The organism is Bacillus sp. VT 712, from assembly GCF_001614195.1.
In the GTDB taxonomy this organism is placed as follows: Bacteria; Bacillota; Bacilli; order Bacillales; family Bacillaceae_H; genus Priestia; species Priestia flexa.
On sequence record NZ_LWBK01000013.1, the window covers coordinates 1 to 22,232 of the forward strand.

Annotated in this window: 18 protein-coding genes and 2 riboswitches; of the genes, 1 reads left to right on the forward strand and 17 read right to left on the reverse strand. The window is 37.2% G+C overall.

Annotation, left to right across the window (positions count from 1 at the left end; all coding sequences use genetic code 11):
• Positions 1-263 precede the first annotated feature (263 nt).
• A riboswitch (SAM riboswitch) is annotated at positions 264-368 on the reverse strand.
• Between the two features lie 99 nt (positions 369-467).
• Positions 468-565: riboswitch (SAM riboswitch) on the reverse strand.
• 434 nt (positions 566-999) lie between these two features.
• The 14 genes from A2U94_RS08050 to A2U94_RS08115 all read right to left on the reverse strand — a co-directional run bounded on the left by A2U94_RS08050 (position 1,000) and on the right by A2U94_RS08115 (position 18,688).
• Positions 1,000-2,319 carry an aspartate aminotransferase family protein gene (locus A2U94_RS08050; RefSeq protein WP_025910408.1) on the reverse strand — a complete coding sequence of 440 codons (1,320 nt, stop codon included), beginning with the start codon at positions 2,317-2,319 and terminating at the stop codon, positions 1,000-1,002.
• A 746-nt stretch (positions 2,320-3,065) separates the two neighbouring features.
• Positions 3,066-3,737, reverse strand: a complete 672-nt coding sequence (locus A2U94_RS08055) for an HAD hydrolase-like protein (protein WP_025910407.1) — start codon at positions 3,735-3,737, stop codon at positions 3,066-3,068.
• A gap of 342 nt (positions 3,738-4,079) precedes the next feature.
• Entirely contained in the window at positions 4,080-4,667 is a 588-nt protein-coding gene (locus A2U94_RS08060; protein ID WP_025910405.1) for a histidine phosphatase family protein, read from the reverse strand.
• Positions 4,668-4,733: 66 nt separating this feature from the next.
• On the reverse strand, positions 4,734-5,213 hold the full coding sequence (locus A2U94_RS08065) for a hypothetical protein (protein ID WP_025910404.1): 480 nt from the start codon (positions 5,211-5,213) through the stop codon (positions 4,734-4,736).
• A 411-nt stretch (positions 5,214-5,624) separates the two neighbouring features.
• Positions 5,625-6,083 (reverse strand): flavodoxin, encoded by a 459-nt coding sequence (locus A2U94_RS08070; RefSeq protein WP_025910403.1) that lies wholly within the window; start codon positions 6,081-6,083, stop codon positions 5,625-5,627.
• Positions 6,084-6,106: 23 nt separating this feature from the next.
• Positions 6,107-6,505, reverse strand: coding sequence for a hypothetical protein (locus A2U94_RS08075; RefSeq protein WP_025910402.1), 399 nt, complete (start codon positions 6,503-6,505; stop codon positions 6,107-6,109).
• A gap of 188 nt (positions 6,506-6,693) precedes the next feature.
• A complete protein-coding gene (locus tag A2U94_RS08080; RefSeq protein ID WP_025910401.1) occupies positions 6,694-7,497 on the reverse strand; it encodes an alpha/beta fold hydrolase in 804 nt (267 codons plus the stop codon).
• A gap of 78 nt (positions 7,498-7,575) precedes the next feature.
• Positions 7,576-7,947 (reverse strand): DnaJ family domain-containing protein, encoded by a 372-nt coding sequence (locus A2U94_RS08085; protein WP_025910399.1) that lies wholly within the window; start codon positions 7,945-7,947, stop codon positions 7,576-7,578.
• Positions 7,948-8,166: 219 nt separating this feature from the next.
• Positions 8,167-11,043, reverse strand: coding sequence for an ATP-binding protein (locus A2U94_RS08090; protein WP_025910398.1), 2,877 nt, complete (start codon positions 11,041-11,043; stop codon positions 8,167-8,169).
• Positions 11,033-11,401, reverse strand: a complete 369-nt coding sequence (locus A2U94_RS08095; protein WP_025910397.1) for a response regulator transcription factor — start codon at positions 11,399-11,401, stop codon at positions 11,033-11,035. The genes A2U94_RS08090 and A2U94_RS08095 overlap by 11 nt, the downstream gene beginning before the upstream one ends.
• Positions 11,401-14,634, reverse strand: a complete 3,234-nt coding sequence (locus A2U94_RS08100) for a hypothetical protein (RefSeq protein WP_025910396.1) — start codon at positions 14,632-14,634, stop codon at positions 11,401-11,403. The genes A2U94_RS08095 and A2U94_RS08100 overlap by 1 nt, the downstream gene beginning before the upstream one ends.
• Positions 14,631-16,040, reverse strand: coding sequence for a glycosyltransferase family 2 protein (locus tag A2U94_RS08105; RefSeq protein ID WP_025910395.1), 1,410 nt, complete (start codon positions 16,038-16,040; stop codon positions 14,631-14,633). The genes A2U94_RS08100 and A2U94_RS08105 overlap by 4 nt, the downstream gene beginning before the upstream one ends.
• Complete coding sequence (locus A2U94_RS08110) at positions 16,030-17,082, reverse strand: HEAT repeat domain-containing protein (RefSeq protein ID WP_025910394.1); 1,053 nt, start codon at positions 17,080-17,082, stop codon at positions 16,030-16,032. The genes A2U94_RS08105 and A2U94_RS08110 overlap by 11 nt, the downstream gene beginning before the upstream one ends.
• Position 17,083: 1 nt before the next feature.
• Positions 17,084-18,688, reverse strand: a complete 1,605-nt coding sequence (locus A2U94_RS08115; protein ID WP_025910393.1) for a diguanylate cyclase — start codon at positions 18,686-18,688, stop codon at positions 17,084-17,086.
• Between the two features lie 390 nt (positions 18,689-19,078).
• Here A2U94_RS08115 and A2U94_RS08120 point away from each other — a divergent pair, with 390 nt between their 5' ends.
• The gene (locus tag A2U94_RS08120) at positions 19,079-19,588 is read left to right on the forward strand and encodes a GNAT family protein (protein ID WP_025910392.1); all 510 of its coding nucleotides are present in this window, start codon (positions 19,079-19,081) and stop codon (positions 19,586-19,588) included.
• Between the two features lie 60 nt (positions 19,589-19,648).
• On the opposite strand, the gene A2U94_RS08125 is transcribed toward A2U94_RS08120, so the two are convergent.
• The 3 genes from A2U94_RS08125 to A2U94_RS08135 all read right to left on the reverse strand — a co-directional run bounded on the left by A2U94_RS08125 (position 19,649) and on the right by A2U94_RS08135 (position 22,226).
• A complete protein-coding gene (locus A2U94_RS08125) occupies positions 19,649-20,392 on the reverse strand; it encodes a sugar phosphate isomerase/epimerase family protein (protein WP_025910391.1) in 744 nt (247 codons plus the stop codon).
• A gap of 98 nt (positions 20,393-20,490) precedes the next feature.
• Positions 20,491-21,297: a carbohydrate ABC transporter permease gene (locus A2U94_RS08130; protein ID WP_025910390.1), complete on the reverse strand. Its 807-nt coding sequence runs from the start codon at positions 21,295-21,297 to the stop codon at positions 20,491-20,493.
• Between the two features lie 77 nt (positions 21,298-21,374).
• Complete coding sequence (locus A2U94_RS08135; protein WP_025910389.1) at positions 21,375-22,226, reverse strand: carbohydrate ABC transporter permease; 852 nt, start codon at positions 22,224-22,226, stop codon at positions 21,375-21,377.
• Positions 22,227-22,232: the final 6 nt, after the last annotated feature.

Consider the following 22,232-nt stretch of genomic DNA (forward strand, 5'->3'; position numbering starts at 1 on the left):
TGGATAGAAAAGGCGATATCGTTTTCTTGTAATTTCATTTCTAATTCTAAAGGTAAAATTAATTGATTCATGTTATAATCTTTAAACATAAGGACCCTTCTTTCTGGTTGAATTTGTTGTGGTGACTATATTTTATCAGAAGTGGTCCTTATTTTTATGGAAAAAATAAAACAAAGCCGTGAAATTTTACTCATCGTAAAATTTCACGGCTTTTTTCATCTCAGAGGAGGGTTTTGTCCCAGCCTCTTATCTAAAGAACCTGCTTCTTATCGTTCAAGCTGCTAAGCGCTTGCTGGAATTAGCACAGTGCAATCAGCCTGTTGCTGAGGTGTCATAGGGCCAAGTCCCTCTACCTCTCTAGATAAGAAAACGTACAGTATGTAGTTATAAAATAATAAAACCTCCACTTACAGTGTCTTAATGACTGTAAGAAGAGGTTGGGATCACGTAAGTAAGAACCAGCTCTCTTCTTATCTATCAAGCACTGCTTGTTGGAGTTGGCACGGTTCAAATGTCCGTTGCCGAGGTTTCACAGGGCCAGTCCCTCCACCTCTCTGGATAAGAAGTTTGTCGAATATTGTAGAATATTGTTGATAACTTAAATCCTATGTTACACGCTGAGCAAAGGAATGTCAATGACTTTTCTGAAAAGATTTTTCTTTCTAACAATATGATACCGCTATCATAACTAGACCAACAAGAGTTTGGGACATAACAAAATGATTGCTTCTAAAAGACGAAAACTAGCTGTTCCCATCTCTTTGGTTTGTCTCAACACGTTCGTTCCATTGCGCTACGGCCACTCGCTTTCCGCGGGGAGGAACCTGAGCTTCCTCGCTGCGCTGCGGGATCTCCGTTTTCCCTCTCTTTCCCGCAGGAGTCGAGTGTCCTACGCTCCATTCCACCCTGTTTCCAACATTGTTTTCACAATCAACCAAAAAACCTGAACGATTAAAAGTGAGAAACTCTCAATCGTTCAGGTATAGTAAGGACTGAACTCTATACATTAATAGCAACTTTTTGCTCATATAAATGAATAGCCTGATCTAGCATAGCAAGACCTTCATCAATCTGCTCTTTCGTTACGGATAAAGGTGGAACCATACGAATCACTTCGCTTGCATTGCCACAGAAATAGAAGAGAACGCCTTGTTCAAGAGCTAAGTCTAGAATTTCAAATAGTGCATCCCCATTGGGTTCACCTGTTTCAGGATGTACAATCTCAATTCCGATCATAAGTCCCACTCCACGGATGTCTCCAATTAGCGAATGCTTTTCTTTTAACAGCTCCAATTGTTTGAGCGCATAAGCACCCATTTCTTTTGCATTTTCGAGAAGATTTTCTTCTTGAAGCACTTCAAGTGTAGCAAGCGCAGCCGAACAGCCAATTGGATTACCGCCAAACGTAGTGCTATGCGTGCCAAGAGGCCATTTTTTCATAAGCTCTTGTGAAGCCACAGTAGCACTTAACGGAATGCCTGAAGCGATGCCTTTTGCAATAGCCATAATATCTGGCACGACGTCAAATGTCTGTGCAGCAAACCATTCTCCAGTACGTCCAAAACCTGTTTGCACCTCATCAAAAATGAGTAAAATGCCATGACGGTCACAGATTTCACGAAGCTTTTTCATCCAGCTTTTTGGTGGAATGATATATCCACCTTCACCAAGAACAGGCTCTAAAATAACAGCTGCTACTTCTTCTGGCGTTACTTGATGTTTGAACAGGGTATTAAAGTCTTTTTCAAGCTTGTCTTCAAAATAAGCATCCACATCAACATTCTCTGGACATTCTTTTGGGTTTGCATATGGAATTTGATAGGTTAAGCCAGAAGGCTGCTGAAACTGACGGTATTTACTTTTTGAAGTTGTGACGCTTAGCGCTCCCATTGAGCGTCCATGAAAACAGCCTAAGAATGACACGACGTAAGGTCGTTTTGTTACGTGACGAGCAAGCTTTAAGGCTCCTTCAATTGCTTCCGTACCGCTGTTTCCAAAGAAGAAACAGTCCAGGTTACCAGGCGTAACTTTTCCTAGTTCGTCAGCTAATCTTAAGATAGACTCGTACATAATAACGCCAGAAGGCCCATGAAGTAGCTGATCAGCTCCGTCTTTAATAGCTTGCACAACTTTTGGATGACGATGTCCAACATTCGTTGTTGCAATTCCAGATGTAAAGTCTAGGTATTGTTTGCCGTCTAATCCATAGTAGTAGCACCCTTCTTCTTTTATAACGGGTAGATTTGGATGATCTTTTGCCATAGTAGGTGCTAAAAGTTCAGGCATTCTGTTAAATAGATGATTCCAATCGTTTGACATAGTAATCCTCCTGTTTTCTAACAAATTATTAAAAATATTCTAAAAACATTTGATGTCTTTATGATAAATGATGTGCATGCCGATGTAAATGAGTGTTTTAGGAATGATGACTCCATCATAGACTACGACTCTACAGGGTTTGTATATAAAATAGATTATTTTTATTTTTATGCTTTTTTTCTTTTTAAAACTTCTGATAAAGCTTTGATAGAATAATATTTCTGTTTTATTCTACTATGTATTTTTATAAAAATCAATTGCATATATATAAATTTCTATGGTGACTAGTAGTTCTTATTTAGTTATTAAGAATGGGCTCTCCGCTTAGTGTAATTTAGAAACCATTCTTTACTTAGCATGATTTCCATTTCAGATTGCTCCCTTTCCGCAGGGCGAGCGTTGAGCCTCTTCGTAAACTGCGGGGTCTCAACTGACTCGCTAGTCCTGCTGGAGTGTCGCATCTTCCATTCCAATCACGGGCTTTTTATAGGGAAAACCTTTGATGAGGTTACACTCTGTATGCAATTTAAAAATACTCTTTGCTTTGCATCATTGCCACTTATCATTAACTCTTTACACATAGATTTGTCGCACGAAGCATTCTAAAACACTAGCATTTTATTAATTATATGCGAGTAAAAGACAAATTGGCTGATTTAAGCTTGGTACACTACCAGACTTAAACCAGCCAATCTGTTTCATCATTTAAAACCTAACTTTATTTAAAACCTAACTTTTTAGGATAATTAGATAAATAAGCTATTATTTATTTTAGGTACAATTGTTTTCAGTTCAATTAAATCATCTATTACGATATCAGCCTGAGCTAGTTCATGCTCTTGTGCAAAATCGAAATTACATCCTACTGCAATCAAATGATTATTTTTGGCAGCGTTGATATCGGACAGACGATCTCCGACTACTGCCGCTTGTTTTATATCGTATTTTTTTATAATTTTTTTTACTAAATCACTTTTGTCTAAGGTTTCTATTTGTTCAATACTAAATGTTTCAGTAATCCAATTATCCAAACGATAATAACTTACAATGGCTTCTAAATAATCCTTTAAGCCATTACTAGCTATGTAAATGGAACAACCATTCTCTTTTAAATAACTAAAAATCTCTTTTACATTAGGATATAGAGCACCTTTGCCCTTTTGGATATTCTCAATTAATCTATTCAAAAAATAAGCATCGGCTTGCATTCTTATTTCATTCGAATGATTAGGTAATAAAGCTTCCCATACTTTCGGCAAAGGTACCCCCATAATGTTACGATATTTATCAATAGGCGTCTCAGCATCCCATTCATTTAGTAAACGTAAATGATTAAAGGTATCATCAAGTGATATCTCTAAAATTTTATCCGTTTGAAACAACGTTCCATCCATATCAAAAATCAGTGATTGTATCATTACTCCCTCTCCCTTTTTCACAATTAAAACCTAACCTCTTATTCATAATACCATAAAAAGTAAATTAAACTTTTATAAACCAAGTACAAGTTCGTTACATTGCGCTACGGCCACTCGCTTTCCGCGGGGAGGAACCTGAGCTTCCTCGCTGCGCTGCGGGATCTCAGTTTTTCTCTCTTTCCCGCAGGAGTCGAGTGCCCTACGCTCCATTCCACCCTGTTTCCAACATTGTTTTCACAATCAACGAAAAAACCTGAACTCTCAACCGTTCAGGTTTATCATTGGCTGAATTACTTATTTCCCACCCTCTTTTAGTATTCATCTAAATAGCCATAAGATTCTTTAAATAAGATGACTGTGGTTGTTTAAGGTTTGAAGCTTCCACTTTTGGTCCTCATAGATAAAGGTTGTGATGCTCGTGTTTTGCAGGGCCGTTTTTCCTGTGCCGTGCTCTCCGTTTGTTACGTAGTGGATAAAGGTATTGATGATGGCTCCGTGGCTGACAACGACTACCTTTCTCCCTTTTGATTCTTTCATAATTTCTGTTAGTCGTTTTAAGAGTCGATCTTGAATGACTTCTAGTGATTCCATATTGTATAAAGCTTCGCTTCCCCAGTTCGTATCATAATTGGGCACTAAGTCTCTTAATGAAGCAACCGGCTTTCCTTCCAGCTGACCAAAAGAGCGCTCTCTCAGCCTTTCGCATGTTTCAATGTCATTAATGCCCGATGCAGCTGCAATTGCTGCAGCCGTATCGTATGCTCGCGTTAAATCGCTTGAATATAATTTTTCAATTCCTTCATTCTTCAAAAATTGTGCAACTTGCTGAGCTTGCTTCATACCTTGCTCATCAAGTCCTATATTGCGCTGCCCTTGAATAAGGCTCTTTTTATTCCATTCAGTTTGTCCGTGACGAATTAAGTACAGCATACTCTCACTCCCTTTTTAACTTTATTATAAATAAAGTTTGAGGGACATTCAGATAAAAAGTTTACGTCAATCAGGATTACATGATGCTTTTCCATAGCGAAGTACATCAAAGATAGCTTGGCCGTCACTTGAAGCATTCTCTGAAAACCTAACGGGTAATAAAGAAAACACCGTATAGTAAACTGAAAAATAAACAAACTGATAAAAAAATAGGTTTGCCGTAAAAAAACTAGATTCAATCAAACTATTCACAATAAAGATAGATGCTAAATTAGCCAACGCTCCCCCCGCATATACGCATGCATGAGAAAAACGATTATCGTATCGTAATTTTTCATAAACGCAAACAGAATCTAAAAAATAAATGGATTTTAATTTAATCTTCTTCCATTGAAAGATCGTTCTTCCTTTTCCAATTGTAAAGTTTACCTCTCCTCCAAATAATAGAGCCATAAACGAATGGCCTAACTGATGAATAAGAGATACAATTGGGACAATGAGTAAAAACGAAAACAAAAATTTAGGGATATCATCCATTCCAAACACGGTTCCATCTCCTTTATCATACGAATTGTTACCACTACTATTCCACTGTGTATCTCTTTAAAACCTAAGATTTCTCCATTTTTATTCATTCAATTAAACCAAAAGAGAGTGGGACATAACAAAACAAATTTTCAAAAAGACGAACAATCCCTTTTCTCACCTCTTTACGTTATCTGAACACGTTCGTTCCATTGCGCTACAGCCACTCGCTTTCCGCGGGGAGGAACGTGAGCTTCCTCGCTGGGCTGCGGGATCTCAGGTTTCCCTCTCTTTCCCGCAGGAGTCGAGTGTCCTACGCTCCATTCCACCTTGTTTTCACAATCAACAAAAAACCTAAATGATTAAAAGCGATGAACTCTCAATCGTTTAGGTTTATCATTGACTAAATTACTTATGCTCCAGCCTCTTTTGTTAATAAGGGCTAATATTTAGTTCATTTAAAAAGGTAACAGCAAATGCTTCACATGCTAGAATATCTTCTTCCGTCTCAGGAGCCATTTCAACTTTTAAACCGGCTTGAACAATATCCGCTCCACACTTTTTCAATCTTTCTTCAAGTAGGTCTACCGCCGCACAGAACTCTGGATAAACGCGATCCCCTGAACCAAAAGCAGCTGCCTTTTTACCAGTTAGATTCATTTCATCTAAATCGTCATAAAAATCTTCTGCTTCATAAGGTAAATCTCCGTTACCCCACGTATAAGCTCCAAGTAGAATACCATCGTACGCTGATAGGTTTTGTACATCTAATAATTCAAGCTCTTCCATATGTACCTCATGTCCTGCACTCTGAACTTTATTTTTCAGAAGAACTGCTATCTCTTCTGTGTTACCCGACATACTTGCATATCCAATTAGAATTTTCGCCATTTCTTTACTCCTCTTACTTACATTTAAACAATTTGTGCATAAATTGCATCCACTTTATCTCTTATCTTTTGTAAGTTAAATCGCTTGCTAACCATCGAATGGAATAATTCTCGGTTTTGTGTATCAAGTGCTTCGTTAATCTTAAAGTTCAAATGATTCATTTGAAGATCTACATCTAATATTGAACAGATGACTCCGCTCAGATATAAATCTTGAAGCTCTTCAGTACTTATGAAACATTGAAACTCTCGATTGACATCCATCAACGAATGCCAGCCTAACGAATCAATATATTTCCGTTCATCTGTAAGCGTCCATACATCTCCTTGGTGGAAGGTAATGACGTGTTGATGACTTTCTCCAGGACAACAACAGCTTACTTCATGACTAAATGCCTTTATTACCACTAAATGTTTATCCATTGATTTTTCTCCTTTTCTATTTATACATTTCAACTGAGTCTCTTTAAGTTTGTCTTATGTTCAAAAAGCTTATTATTTTCAATCAGTAATTGATAATTATCATCAGTTTATATGATAATGATTATCAATGTCAACTATACTTTTTCAGATAAACAAAAAAACATGCATATGTCGTCATATACATGCTTTTAATCTCTCTTTAAAAATTGATAAACGGCTTCATCGACTTCTTTGCTCTCATGTAAATTTGAGTGCGACTCATGGAATGTCTGAAAATGAATATGTTCGGTAAATGAGTCAAGTCCATATGCACTTTCAATCGTTACAACGCCATCCGTACCATCGCCAATATCTCCAGCTCCGGAAAATATATCAATATGTTGTGCAAAATCTTCTTTCCTAGCATGCATGTCTCTTAATGCAGCGGAATGAAAAACTAAATCACGAGCTCCTTCAGACGCCTGATAATTCTTTGCACGTGGATACATTTCCATTAGTTCACCATAGTCTAAGCCTTTTAATGGGGAACCAAGTGTTACAAGCTTATGAACATCTTTAGGTCTTTCTAAGCTAACGGCTGTAGCGGTTAAACCACCCATACTATGACCTAATAAATCAACAGAGGAAATATGATACATTTTCTTTAGGTCATCGATAATACGCCCAACCCATTTCGTCTGCTCTTCAAGACTTGCATCTGCCTTTTTAAAGACAACGTGTACCATAGGTAACTGTCCCGCTAACTTTCCTTTTTGTTTCCACTGTACTGTTCCATCACTTCTCACGATACAATATGCTGATTTTTGTCCCCAGTTGTTTTCTTCAAATCGTTTTATCATCGTTCCTAAGCTATTTTGACTTCCTAAATATCCATGTATAAACAAAACAGGTATTTCTCCCGACGAACTTGCCCGCTTTGTTTGGGACGAGAAGATATACCAGCAAAAAGCTACTAATAATATAATGCTAAGAAGCAAAATGAATATTCTCAAGCTGCTAGCCTCCGATCATGCCTTTACCATATTATTTCTCTAAAAGATTGTATCCCTATATTAGCTGTCTCTCGTTTGTTAGTCAAAAAATTTCGCATGAATCTTTTGTTGATATTGACGATAAGAAGGAGAAGACATCATGCCTTTTTGCTTCATGATTTGCTGTAGCATTACTTTTTTTTCTGTTAGCTTTTGTTCTACTTCAGCTTTTTCATCACCGCTACAAACAGCTGCCAGCTGTTCAAGCGTAAGGACTTCCTTTTTCAGTTGCTTCTCATCTGAAACCATACCAGCATTTTTCATCATCCGATATGCTTGACGCAGCTCTTCTGGAATATGACTCAAGTCTTCTAGCTGCAGCGGCTTTCCTGCTCCTGGTAAATTATCGAAATCACCATCGTTAATCGCTTGCTTGATTTTTTCTTCCGCGATAATATGAGCAATATCCATATAAGTCCCCCTTTTATATACTATCGACCAGTTATGACTAATTTATAAAAAAAGCCTCCTTATATCAAATAAGGAGGTGAAAAAGTTGTTCAAAGGTCATCATTGTTATGCCTATAGTTTAATAAAACCACATTATGATAGCGTTTTCAAGTTTTTTTAAAAGAAAGAATGGCTTTCACCACTCTTTTTTCACATCTTTCTCTAGCATTTTATTTTATGCTATTCTGTGTCTGATCGTGGAACTAAAATTTCCCCGTTCCCTTCATTTTTTTCTACAATCATTTGTAAAATCGTATTCGTTAATTTGCTAGGTTGATACGGTTTCACTAAATAAGCATATGCTCCAAATTCCATACCTTTATTTTTTTCATCGAGAGCTGACGAAATAAAAATTGGAATATGCTCAGTATTTGGATCGTCTTTCAGCGTCTTTAAAATATCCCACCCGTTCATCTCATGCTCGTGTAGCATAATATCTAATACAATAGCTTCTGGCGGATTAGCTTGTATCGCTTCTATTGCAGCTTCGCCTCGATCGAAATGTCGAACGTAAAAACCGCTTTCTTTTAGCTCTACCTGCAGCAGACTTGCTAGACTTTTATCATCTTCAATAATGATGATGCTACGCTTACCTTCTTCTTTTTCTTGGTCGAGTTGTTCAACGGAATGAGTTGTCATTAAAGGCAAACTAATCGTGAATGTGCTCCCTTTTTTCCACTCTGAATCAACTTTAATTTCACCTTGATGCGATTTAACGATTTCTTTTACAATAGAAAGCCCTAATCCTGTTCCACCAATTTTTCTCATATCCGAATTATCAACGCGATAAAACTTTGTAAACAGCTTATTTATTGCTTCTTCTGGAATTCCAATTCCTTCATCTTTAATAGCAATATACACTTTATCATGCTCTGCAAGTACTTTTATTTGTACATTCCCACCATCTGGTGAATACTTAACAGCATTGTGAATTAAGTTGTTAAATAGCTGTATGAGCTTATCCTCATCACCGAAAACAACAAGATTTTCACTACTTGTTATGATATCAAATGTATGCTTTCCCGCATTTATCTGCTGAACGTTTACGACTTGCTTTAAAATCGGAACTAAATCCACATAATTTTTATGATACGTTTGCGTTCCAGATTCCATTTTTTGCACATCAAGAAAATCATTAATTAAAGCTGTTAAGCGTTGAGCTTCTTGATAGATGGTATTTAAATATTTCGTTTGCCTTTCCGGTCGAAGCGTTTTGTTTAACATAAGTTCTGTAAAGCCTAATACACTCGCTAACGGTGTTCGAAGTTCATGACTTACTGTACTAACAAACTCAGACTTCATTTGGTCTACTTCAAACTCTTTGGTAATATCTCGGTGAACAAATAAAACACCAAAGCGCTGACGGTTACGATAAACGTATTCACTGTACACCTGAATTACACGATTTGAGCCTGCAATATTTACTCGATACATGACAGTTGACTGACGGTTTTTAGACATATCAATTGTGTCATTAATGAATGCTAGCAGTTCTTCGCTATTATCCACTCGCTCACTAATCTGCTTCGTCCATTCATCCAATGGTGAATTAAGAACTGTTTTTGAATGCTGAGACCCAAAGATTTCACAAATATTTGTATTCACTTGTAAAACCTTACCTGATGCATCCACAAGCTGAATACCTTCCTTAATGGAATTGAGTACATCCTGAGATAATAAACGATCATGCTCAGACTCTTCGTAAATATTAATCTTCTCTAGCGTAAGCGCTACTTGTTTACTTAAAGCCGAGAATGTATCTAAATCGTTTTCTGAAAAATCGTTCGCATATCGGCTATAGCACATACAAGCAATCAGTTCACCTGTTGATGAAACAACTGGTACAACAACATCATATACATAGAGCTCCTTTTCATGATGAAGCTGCTCTGACTGTTCGCATTGTCGCTTAATGACAACAGGCTGATGCTCTTCCTTAAGAATTGCTACATAACTATTTATATAAGTTAATGCTTGTGCCATAGCATGCTCTGATAAGCCAATTGAGGCATGCCCTTGTTCGGTTAAAAGGGCAATAAATCCGTGGTCAACTTTCATTACATTCCGCATATTTTTTACAATGTTATCTAGAACCTCTTGTTTTTTCAAGGAATTTGTTAATTCATCTATGAAATTGTTGCGCGCTTCTAATTCGTGCTCTCGTTCTTTCATTTTATCTAACGCATTTTGGAGTTCATCTTGCTGGCTATGCAACTCGTCTTGTTGCGCAGTCAGTTCTTCATTCTGAGCGAGTAATTCCTGTTCGTTCGCCTGCAAGCTCACCACCATTTTATAAAAAGCTTTGGATAGTACGCCAATTTCATCCTCACGCTTTTCATCTAGCTCATAAGATAAATCTTTACCATTGGCAATTTCGCTAGCCACATAAGCAAGCTCGTTAAGAGGCTTTCCAACTTGTTTTAATAGAATCCTTGTTAATACAATGAGCACTAATAAGCTAAATCCCAATAGCCCAATAAAGAACCACTGGCTTTGATTTATATCTTTAGAAGCAACCATATAGGCAATATTTATTTCATCGGAGAGCTGCTGTTGGTATTCATTTAAATCTTCTTGAACTTTTTCAATACCTGCTGTCGCTTCTTTACGATCTTGATTCTTTTTAATTCCCTCTATACCCTGTTTGTCATACACGTCTTTAAACTTTGGCATCGTCTCTGTAAAATAACTATTCACAAAATAATCAAGGTTACGAATCATGACTTGATCTTTTTCATCAGCTGAAAGGAATAACTCATCAATATGTTGCTGTAAAGGTTCTTTTCGACTTATTGCTTGCTGATACATGTCTTGCTCACCAAACGCAATGTAGCCTCGTGCTTGTAGAAAAGCACTATTTAAATCCGTTTTAATCGCAATAACAAGCTTTTCTTTTTTCATTAACTCTTGACGTTTTTCATCGAACGTTTCAGCAATATTTTTTTGATCGTTAATTAGCATGACAGAGCCGATTGTAAACATAACGAAAAACACTACTATCAATAAAATAAACTGGGAAGAAATGTTCTTTCTTCCCACTTTTAATTTAGTTTTCATTTAAAATATCCTCAACCTTTTCCGCTAAAGCTAGTGGACTAAACGGCTTTGACATAAAATGCGCCGCTCCTGCGTCAATGACCCTATACTGGTCAGCGAGCTGACTTTTGGCTGACAATACGAGAATGTTTTTATACTTCTCACTGTTGATTGCTTTTAGCTTTTGAATGACCTCCAAACCGGTAAACACCGGCATCATATAATCCACAATAAGTAGATCAAAGTCTTCTCTTTGTGCATATTCAACAGCTTCTTGACCATCCTGTGCTTCTACTACTTCATGCCCTTCGTCTTCTAGCGTATCTACAATTAGCATACGAAGCACTGCTTCATCTTCAGCCAGTAAAATTTTCGCCATTATTCTCCTCCTAAACGCTGGTTTTTAAAGGTATCTTGTAAAATATAATAAGACGATTTCAACCTCTCGTGATGCGTTGGCTCCTGCCACGTTTTCCACGTATAGTGATAAAAGTCTTTAGGTTCTAAACGGTTTTCTTTCATAGCTGGAATTGTATCCTTTATGGCTTTTGTTTTACGGTCAACTGCTACAACAGCTAGGTCAATTCCATCCAAAGTTACACTTTCTGATAGCTCACCTTTTTTCCATACATCTCCCATTGCTTCTCTAGAGCTAGGGTCTTTCATATTTAATAACGCCCATGGAATACGAAGCTCAAACACGCCCGTTTTTTGATTCAAATAATAGTCTGTTAAACTATCAAAATTCTTATCTTCTGGATCTGTAGTACCAAACCTGAGCTTTCCTGTTTCATATGATTCAAACGGAATTATTTCTTCCTTTCCGCTGCCATTCTTAATTTGAAGCTCTTTATTAAGCGTTAATCGAATTGGATGGAACACCCCGTTATCTTTTTGATTGGCATACGGTACAGTTGGAATCATCTGCAGCTTATGTGCATAAGAAAAATAAAACGTATCATAGTAGCTATCAATCCAAAGATGACTGTTTTCTTTTCCATTAAGTTCAGCGACAAAATCAATGCCTTGTGTTTTTAAGCCTGGTAGCTGCTTTATGTTCGACTGACCTTGATCTTTAATTGTGTTGAAAAGCACATATAAACTTTCATCTTTAAGATTGTCTGACTTCCCTTTTACGTATAAATATCCTTCATCACTCGTTACTTGGAAGTTCTTTAATGAAGAAGAGGAACTGCTTTCTGTTGTTGCTTTCTTCCAATCATCCTCTTTTCCGTCAATAATTACTTTTTGCTCTCGTCCCGGTTCAAAGCTTAGTAAACCAAAATGCTGTTCATTAGTTTGCATATTATTCCAAAACGGTCTGCGGTCAGGATTGTCATAGTCCATTGTATTCCACGTTCGCTTAAACCACTCATCTTGCCATGTGAAAACAAGTCCTCCAGCCATTTTTTCTTCGACGATGTCTTCAAACAAGTGCGTTAGCATTTCTCCTTGTTCTTGTTCTGAATGAAACCCTTGATTCCATCCATATCGATTGCGGTGCGTTAATCCTCGGGAAGCCGGAATGCCAAACTCAGCAACAAGGAGCGGCATGTCGTGAACTTCTTTCATATGCTGCAAATAACCAGCATAATTATTTTTGTTGCCACGGTGATCTACATAATTCACATAACGAGATTCATAGTTTAAAAAATCCGGATAATAAGGGTAAATATGATACGAAGCAAATAACCCGGGCTCAAATTGATCCGTCGCATGAATTAGATTTGGATTAACCGTTATTTTATCTTCGTCTTCTGAAGGCTCAGAAGGATGCGTCAGTAAATCCGTCGTCACCCAATTTGTAAAGCTCATCGGCCTTTGCCAGTTGTAATTTTCCTGTTCGTAATCAATTGTTTGTTCCATCATTTCAGCAAGCCATACCTCAAAAGGCTGTGCTCCTTGTGTATAAATATATTTACCTTTAAAATCCTTCATGCCCTGATGCTTCTCATTGGTTGATAGTGCAACATCCGGGTCCCACTCAACTCCAATCATCCATCCAAGTACGTATGGCGAAACATCTGCTTTATACGTACCGCTTGCATGCCCTGCACGCTTTGGTAGTGTTGCGTTACCGTGAACTAAATCAACTACGCGCTTGATTTCATCTACAAACTCATCGGTATTTTCTTTTGAAAAAGCGTCTTGTGACTCATAAAATACTTCTTCATTAATCCATACACCATGAAAAATATAAAGAGGATCTTTCGCTTGCTGATTGTATTCAGCTAATGCTTCATAAAAACCCGGGGGATGAATCGTATATACCCGAATAGCGTTGGCATTCATTTCACCTATTTGTTTAAACCATCTCATGTACTCTGCTTTTGTAATAGCCGTCTCACCAGGAAAATGTCCAGGGTTCGCAATCCCCATATTAACACCCTTTACTAGAATATCCTGCCATTTTCCATCTTTATAAACTTGCAGGTAATCGTCTCCTGCTTTTCCAGTAGATTGATAGTTTTTGCCGCTATAAATCTCAATCGGAAGCTTTTGATCTTTTGTTTCTTTACTTTGAGTGACAACCTCTTTCATTAACGGAATATAGATATTCCAATAAAAAGCGGTCGAATCATCTTTTCGTAAAGATGTAATCCATTTTTTCCATGTTGGATAAAAAGATGCTTGATGAACAGCAGGTATTTCTCCTTCATCTGCGAAGTCTCCTGCAAAATAATACGTATTATACTTACTTGTCTTATGATACGTTACCGCTGGAATCGTTGTTGGAATATTGTGCTCTGAGAGTTTTTGTTTAGCTGAATCTTTCAAGTTCAGCGTATACGTTGCCTGAATTTCACTTTCATCTTGTGCTTGGATAACGTCGAACCAGTACTGATATGCTGCTTCATCATTTAGTCCAAGTTCTTTCTGCCCGCTCTTGGTATACTGAAACCAAACTGGATTATCTTTTAATTCTTTTTCCGTAATCACAATTAGTTCATTTTGTTCATTTACAAATAATAATCCTTTACCTGTAAGAGCCCATTCTTCTCCAAACTGCTCTCGGTACGCTAGTTTAGCCCAATTTGGAACTTCACTACTGCTAAAGTCTTCGAAATAGCGTCCAATCCATCCTGTCCAAGTGACGTTATAAAGGTCATAAAGTTCTGTTCGCACCTCTTTTGGTGTTGGGCTCGCAAAAGAATTAAATTCTCCTACAAGAGTTGAGTGGTGATCGTATAAAGACGTACGGATAAAGGCAATATCCTCTGATGTTACTCCTCCGTATAAAAGCTTGGAGCGGTTACCTTCTTTTACGCCGCCATTCAAATCCTCTTCATATACTCCATATCCATCTGCTAGGTAGATCATGTCATAGTCATTTTGCTTTGGTAGAGAGCGAATTGTATACTTGTCGTTATCACCTGGAACAAACCCTACATAGTCTTCCTTTGCATCATAAGCTTGCCCGTCTTTGACTAACTTTGACTGATTTAACATCCACACAAGTCCTTGGTGCTCTCTGTACGTTGAGTCAGGTACTGTTTTATCAATAATTAATACGTTAAAGTCCGTTTTTCCTTTTAATGCCCATGCAATAAATGGAGAAACAGCTAGCAGTACAATCGCTGTAATCCCTGCTGTCCACAGCCATTTCCTCATTGCGACACACCCTTTCTTTGCATGTCACCCCAACCTGTTTTCTTACGTAAAACATCAATGAACCCGTGACAGCGCCAAATTACTGTTAATGGTCGGTACCAAAAAGATTCTGTTAGCGAAAAGAAAAATAAAACGAAAATATCCTGCACTTTTGGAAACTTTCTCAAGCTCCACTCTTCTAATAGGACCGCAGCCATTGAATACAGGGAGCCATAAATGACCATCATCATAAACAGCAAATACGCAAATTCTAAGTAAATTCCTCCTACAATGAGGGAAATTACAATAAATAAGTAACCAAATAATTCCATCAAAGGACCTAATAATTCGATGAAAAAGAAATAAGGCATCGATACCATCCCAATGCTTCCATACTTAGGGTTAAACATCACCTTTTTATGTTTCCAAAGACTATCAAAAAGACCACGATGCCAGCGGTTACGCTGTCTGCTTAAATACTTCATTTCATCCGGTGCTTCTGTCCAACAAACAGGATCGGCAATATACACAATTTGCTTCTTTTCTTTGCGGTCTTTTAAAAGGCGATGAAGGCGCACAACAAGCTCCATATCTTCACCAACCGTTTTAGAATATCCTCCTGCTTCAATTACCCAGCGTTTTGAAAATACGCCGAATGCCCCTGAAACAATCAGCAGTAAATTATGCCGACTCAGTCCAATTCTCCCCATTAAAAATGCTCGTAAATATTCAATGACCTGCATCACAACAATTGGTTCACGTGCCAGGCCTACTGATACAACCGCTCCGTTTTCAATTTGGCAGCCGTTAGCAATTCGCACGCTTCCCCCAGAAGCAATAACATCTCCATTTGAATCAATAATAGGCTTCATTACTTTCAAGAATGCATCGCGTTCTAGTACAGAGTCCCCATCAATTGAACAGAAATACGGATAGTGGGAAATGTTAATCCCAGCATTTAAAGCGTCTGATTTCCCACCATTTTCTTTATCAACCACATACAAATATTCATAAAGCTCTGACTGATAAAGTGCGTTTATCTCTTTCGTTTGTAGCTGTTGTCGAATGACTCGGTTGACTTTTTTTAGCTGAAATTCTTTAATTAATTGCTGCATTGTAGCATCCGATGAGCCATCATTGATAACGATTACTTCGTATTCTGGATATTCAATACTTAGTAATGAACGAACGCTCCCAATGATTCCTTTTTCTTCATTATATGCAGGAACCAAAATAGACAGCGGTGTCGTGTAGCTGACGTTAAGTAAATCTTCATACGGCTCTTCATCATTTAACTGATACTGTCTTCGAAGCTGAACCGCTGAAATTAAAAACATAATAAAATAAAAAAGCATTACAACTCCCATATAGATAAATACAGCCGTACCAAAAAAATATAATAAATAATGCCATATGCTATTGAGCATCTAGTTCACCGCCTTTTTCTAACCATTCATTTGCCATGTCACGCGCAAAGAGGTCTGTGGTTGTATTTGAAATTCTGCGCAGTCGCTCATATCCATTCGGAAGCTGCGTAATTGATCGAGCTGCGTTGGATCGAACCAGAAAATGACGGTCATTTAATAGCACCTCTAACCACATAATGGCTTCTTCTCCTTGCGCTTTACTTAATAGCTTCGCTGCCATCATTCGCTCTTCCCATAAATCTGATTTTATATGCCGAAGCAGGCGAGATGTATCTGAAACGTAAGAAAGTTCATTTAATGCTTTTAACGAGCGAATGCGAGTTTCATCAGAAGTAGAATGAAGCTGCTTCTCTAGAAAAGGAAGTTGTTCAAGATTGCGATTAATACCAATAATATCAATAGTTGCCAGCTGTACTTCTTCCATATGTTCATTAAATCGAACAATAAATTTTTCAAATTGCTCATCATTCATCATGCTTAATAAGGAACGATACGTAAACTCAGAACGTTTATAATGCTCATTGAACAAATACTGTTCATAGTGAGGGTCATGAAACCGAACTAATATTTTTAAGATTTGACTTTCCTCTGCCACTGTTATTTGCTTTTTTTCCATTACCTTTCGTACATCATCCAAGAGATTGACCATGTGTAGTCCTTCAATTGCATACAACGTATTCATTCGAACGCTCCAACGGCGATGTCGCAACTGCTTGCGATACAAAGCGCTGAGTTCTCTTTCAGCATATCGCTGAATAAAGTGCAAAATTTCTTCTCCATTCACAACTTTAACAAGTGCTAAAAGCAGCTCTTCTACGGCCGTCCTCTGTACATCATTCTTGGGGGTTATTTTCAAATTTTCATCTTGTAGATACATATATTGAATAAATGATTCTTGAATACTTTCTTTATAGTTTTCTACTTCTTCTCTTTTACAATTCACACGCGCTTTTTTTATCACTAAATACAAGAAGAAACCAATTAGCAAAGCAAATAAAACTAAAAATAAATAGAACACCCACTGAATCTGTATAAATTCCATATTATTTTACTCTCTTCATTAACAAGCGCATTCTCTCTTCTAACTCCATTAACTTAAATGGCTTTGTCATATAATCATCTGCTCCTAGCTGCAAGGCCCTTTGGATATCATTTTCACTGTTTCTAGAGGTTAACATCACAACTGTAAATTGATCATGTCTTTTTTCTTTTCTTAATCGTTGAAGCACTTCTAGCCCATCCATTTTCGGCATCATTCCGTCTAAAATAACAAAGCAATGAGTATTTTCATCTAGGATAGTTGAGTTCATAAACTCTAAACCATCTTTATACGTATGAACTTGCACCTCATATCGAGTACCAAGATCAATTCGTCCCAGTAATTCTGTTAACATCGTACGAATAATTGGATCATCATCAATAATGGCTAAATTAAACTTTTTGAGCTTCATTTGCTGATGATGACATGACACTACTACTTGGTTACGCCCTTTTTCCTTTGCTGTATAAAGTGCGCGGTCAGCTTGATTTAATATGTTTTCCAGAGTACTTTCACTACTCACTTCAGCTACCCCAGCTGAAAATGTGACAAAGAAAGTCTGATTATTAATATGGAAAGATTCTTTTCCAAAGCTACTTAAAATACGATTCAGCGTTGTTAGTGCCTCTTCAGCACTCGTTCTTGGAAGACATAATACAAATTCTTCACCACCGTAGCGAAACAGCTGATCGGTTGTTCGGATATGTGACTTTACATGCTTCACAAATCTTTGCAGTACTTCATCTCCCATTAAATGACCATATGTATCATTTATTTTTTTGAAGTAATCTAAGTCAATCATAGCTATACAATAAGTCTCTTTATTCCGAACATAATTCGTTTGTTGCTGCTTATATACTTCAGTTAAATACTTGCGGTTATAAGCACCTGTTAATTCATCTACCAATAAGTATTCAGTAAACAGCTTGCGGCGCTCTAAATGACGCCCAATCTTCACCACACATTCTTCTATATCAAGAGGCTTCGCTAGGAAATCATCTGCTCCCATTTGAAATGCTTTAATTCTTGTTTCTTTCCTGTTATCTGCACTAATCATAATTGTTGGAATGAAACGTTGCCTCGCCTGCTCATTAAAGAAAGAAAGTAGCTCAAATCCATCTTCCTCCTGCATGTATACATCTAAAATAAGGCAATCTGGCTTTAATTCATAAAAAGCAGCAACTGCTTTTTCTTTATTTGACGCCACAAATACGTGCCATCCTTGCTGTTCAAATTGCTCTTTCAAGTAAATTAAAATTGATAAATCATCATCAATTAATAAAATACTAGCTGATGTTTGAGATCGCTTATCGTTAACCATAAGTTGCTCAACTTCTACAATCTCATCTTTATAGCAAATTTTTATAATATCGATTAGCAGACTCTGTAGTTCTTTTGTATGCCAAGTTGACTGTGGATGTTCAGAAATATGATCCAAAAGCTCTGTTGATACTTTTCCTAAGTATTCAAGTCCAATGGTTTGAGATGTACCTGCCACCGAATGCAAGAACCGTTTTACATCTTGATACTGCACGGGTTGACTTTTTTCAAACCATTCCTGCAACTGCTTGCGTATATTCATTAGCAAAGCTACCTGATATTTTTCCATTTTAGACAACACCTTTTTTATTTTTTCATTCAGCCACATTTAAAAGTATTAACGTTAAACTATACTTTTTTACCTTTTGTTAGTTATAAAGACCTGTCAATTTCCAAACTATTACTCTAGAGAATATACCTCATTTTATAATTGCACACAACCTATTTAATCGATTAAAATAAAGGGTTATCGTTGACAATAATTGTTTCATTTGTTACGGTAATTAACGTTGTTTATTTTATAATACGAATAATATATCCTAGTCATAGATGATAAGAAGAGCACCTCAATTCTTATTTGTATGACTAATTATTTAATCTATAACTACTACGCTTTTTCCACTACTATCATTTTTCATTATTCCTAAAATATAAAATTAGACGAAAGGAGATTACATCAGTGTTAAGTGCATTTGCTCCATCAGAACCCAAAGATGCGGAAGAGTTACAGGAAACATTAGATGAATTAGAATTTCAGTTATATCGAATGCAGGATAATTTGAAAGAAATTGCTAAAAAATACGAGGTCATTGGTGTTGATCAACCTGAAGAAAATGAGTTAGTTATTGTATCGGCACAAAATGACGGAAATGAATGCAAAATTATGATTAACAATTGTCATAAAGCGTATAAAGGCGTTTGGGATTTTGCTATTCATGGCGTATATGAAGACGACCATACCATTCATATTGGCGATATTAAAGGACCTGCTAACAAAGGTTATGGTTCTATCTGCATGAACTATTTAAAAGAAGTAGCTCGTGACCAAAACGTACACACCATCAAAGGTGATATCGCAAAGCGCGATTGGGACCATGTTAATCGATTGGTTCATTTTTATGAAAAACACGACTTTCACGTTGAAATTGACTATAATAACCAATGTGGTGAGATTGAATGGACCCCTTAAATAAAAAAACACATCTGCAACAACTCGTTAATTAAACGGCTGTCGCAGATGTGTTTTTTATTATGCATGTTGTAGATAATAACCTAAGCTTTGTTTAACGCTATCTAACGCAGGGCCTTCACATTGATCTTGCTCAATGATCCACCACTTCACATCCATATTGTCTCCTTGACTTAAAATGGCAGTTAAATTCACTCCGCCAGTTCCAAGCGGCGCAAATAGCTGCTTGTCATCGGTTGTCATATCTTTTAGATGAATTAAACGAGCACGATTTTGATATTTCTTCATCCATTCAACAGGATTCCCCCCTGCTTTTGTAAGCCAATACACATCAAACTCGACGCCTACATTTGTTTCATCTAAAATCGTTTCAAGAGCTGACTTGCCATTTGGTAGCTCCTTTAATTCAAAGTCATGGTGGTGGTAATAAAGCCTAATACCTTCTTCGGCGCAGCGACGCTCTGCGTGATTTAGTACGCTGATTAATTGCTTATAGCCTTCTTCAGTTTGTCGTTCTGGAGCTAAATACGGACAAACAATCGCTGTATTACCAAGCTCTTTCTCAAACGAAATAACTTCTTCAAGGTTCTCTTCAAGCTGTTCTAATGAGATATGACTAGCAGCCACTTGTAAGCCTACTTGTTCCAAAAGCTCCCTTACTTCTTGTGCTGAATATCCTCCGTAACCCGCAAACTCAACGCCTTCGTAGCCTAATTCTGCTACTTTTTCAATCGTACCCTTAAAATCTTTTTCTAGCTCATCGCGCAGCGTATAAAGCTGCACTGCTACTGGAATCCTTGTCATATCTTTTCTCCCCTTTGTTTTTGATTTGCTTCTAGCATACATTGAAAACGTAATCATTTCCAGGAAAAAAGATCCAATAACCGGAGCTTTTTTGTTTCTTATTTTACAGCACTTCCTAACATACCTGAGATAAAGTGACGCTGCAGTGCAAGGAAGAAAATAATGATTGGAATCGTCGCAATCGTAACGCCCATCATCACTTGCCCGTAGTCAATAAACGATAAGCCAATTAAGCTAGATAACGCAACAGGCAATGTTGCCATTTCATTTGATGTAGTTGCAACAAGAGGCCACATGAAGTTATTCCACTGCGTCATAAACAGGAAGATTGCAGCTGCTGCCATCGCTGGTTTCATAGAAGGCAGAACAATCGTTAAGAAAATTCTAAACTCTCCAGCTCCATCAAGTCTCGCAGCTTCAATTAATTCCGTTGGAAAAGCCAAGAAATTTTGTCGAAGCAAGAAAATAGCAAATGGATAGCAAAGCTGCGGTGCGATTAACGCGAAATACGTATCCAATAAGTTGAAGTTAGACATCATTTGAAACAGCGGAATTAATGTTGCTTGATAAGGAATCATCATCGACAGTAAAAACGTCGTGAAAATAAGATTTCTCCCTTTAAATTCAAACTTAGATAATGCATAAGCTGCTGTCGAACAAACCATTAATGCCACAATAACATATACAATAGATACAAACATTGAATTAAAGAATACGCGTCCTAAGTCAATGGATGCATTTAAATTTTGAAAGTTTGTCATAAACTGATCGCCAGGTGTTAGCGTTGGCGGGTTGGTAAACATCTTGCCTGATTCATTTGTAGCACCGATAAACATCCAATAAAACGGAAAGATAGAAATGACGGTGAAGATACCTAATAAAAAATATAAACCAATTTTTCGCAGCAATCCACTTTTTCTCTTTTTATTTACATTTGGCTTTGTGTTAACAGTTGTCGTCTGTACTCTCTCTACTACACTCATTATTTATCACCCGTAAATTTAAATTGGAAGAATGTTAATACACCCACTAGTAATACAACAACATATGCAACTGCTGATGCATAACCAAAATCAAAATATTCGAAGCCATTTTGATAAATGTATAAACCAAGCGTCATCGTTGAGTCAGCTGGACCACCTTTAGTTAAGTTAAAAGGCTCATCGAATAATTGTAGCGTTCCAATTGTTGATAAAATGGTTGCAAATAAGATAACTGGTTTAAGCTGTGGAACCGTCACATGGAAAAACTTTTGGAAGCGATTAGCTCCATCTAAATCCGCAGCTTCATAAACTTCGTGAGACAAACTTTGTAATGCAGCTAAGAAAATAACCATATTGTAGCCTGTCCAGCGCCAAGTCATCGCCACGATAATTGATACTTTCGCCCAGAAAGGATCTCCTAGCCATTGTATTGGATCTATACCGATGAACCCAAGTAATGTGTTCATGATTCCTTCATCTTGAAGAATGATGGAAAATAAGATTGAATAGGCAACTAAAGACGTAACCGCTGGCAAGAAGAAGGATACGCGGAAAAGTCCTCTTAGCTTCAGTAGCTGGCTGTTTAATGCATTTGCTAACACTAATGCAAGAAGAATCATTACTGGAACTTGAATAATTAAAATGATTCCCGTATTACCAAGCGCTGTCCAGAAGATATCATCTTCAAGTAGGCGCGTATAGTTCGAAAGACCTGTAAACGAATATTCACCTGCATCCATTGTTTGAAAGCTTAACATAAACGAAGAAAAGATTGGATAAATCGTAAATAATGCAAACAAGATCAAGGCAGGTGCAATAAAGACATATGGCAATGATTTATTTGTTTTCATGATGAC

Excerpts from the sequence above, each read along its gene's own strand:
- A2U94_RS08050 (WP_025910408.1), bottom strand. The coding sequence starts at position 2,319 with ATGTCAAACGATTGGAATCATCTATTTAACAGAATGCCTGAACTTTTA.
- A2U94_RS08055 (WP_025910407.1), bottom strand. The coding sequence starts at position 3,737 with ATGATACAATCACTGATTTTTGATATGGATGGAACGTTGTTTCAAACG.
- A2U94_RS08060 (WP_025910405.1), bottom strand. The coding sequence starts at position 4,667 with ATGCTGTACTTAATTCGTCACGGACAAACTGAATGGAATAAAAAGAGC.
- A2U94_RS08070 (WP_025910403.1), bottom strand. The coding sequence starts at position 6,083 with ATGGCGAAAATTCTAATTGGATATGCAAGTATGTCGGGTAACACAGAA.
- A2U94_RS08075 (WP_025910402.1), bottom strand. The coding sequence starts at position 6,505 with ATGGATAAACATTTAGTGGTAATAAAGGCATTTAGTCATGAAGTAAGC.
- A2U94_RS08085 (WP_025910399.1), bottom strand. The coding sequence starts at position 7,947 with ATGGATATTGCTCATATTATCGCGGAAGAAAAAATCAAGCAAGCGATT.
- A2U94_RS08090 (WP_025910398.1), bottom strand. The coding sequence starts at position 11,043 with ATGAAAACTAAATTAAAAGTGGGAAGAAAGAACATTTCTTCCCAGTTT.
- A2U94_RS08095 (WP_025910397.1), bottom strand. The coding sequence starts at position 11,401 with ATGGCGAAAATTTTACTGGCTGAAGATGAAGCAGTGCTTCGTATGCTA.
- A2U94_RS08100 (WP_025910396.1), bottom strand. The coding sequence starts at position 14,634 with ATGAGGAAATGGCTGTGGACAGCAGGGATTACAGCGATTGTACTGCTA.
- A2U94_RS08105 (WP_025910395.1), bottom strand. The coding sequence starts at position 16,040 with ATGCTCAATAGCATATGGCATTATTTATTATATTTTTTTGGTACGGCT.
- A2U94_RS08110 (WP_025910394.1), bottom strand. The coding sequence starts at position 17,082 with ATGGAATTTATACAGATTCAGTGGGTGTTCTATTTATTTTTAGTTTTA.
- A2U94_RS08115 (WP_025910393.1), bottom strand. The coding sequence starts at position 18,688 with ATGGAAAAATATCAGGTAGCTTTGCTAATGAATATACGCAAGCAGTTG.
- A2U94_RS08125 (WP_025910391.1), bottom strand. The coding sequence starts at position 20,392 with ATGACAAGGATTCCAGTAGCAGTGCAGCTTTATACGCTGCGCGATGAG.
- A2U94_RS08135 (WP_025910389.1), bottom strand. The coding sequence starts at position 22,226 with ATGAAAACAAATAAATCATTGCCATATGTCTTTATTGCACCTGCCTTG.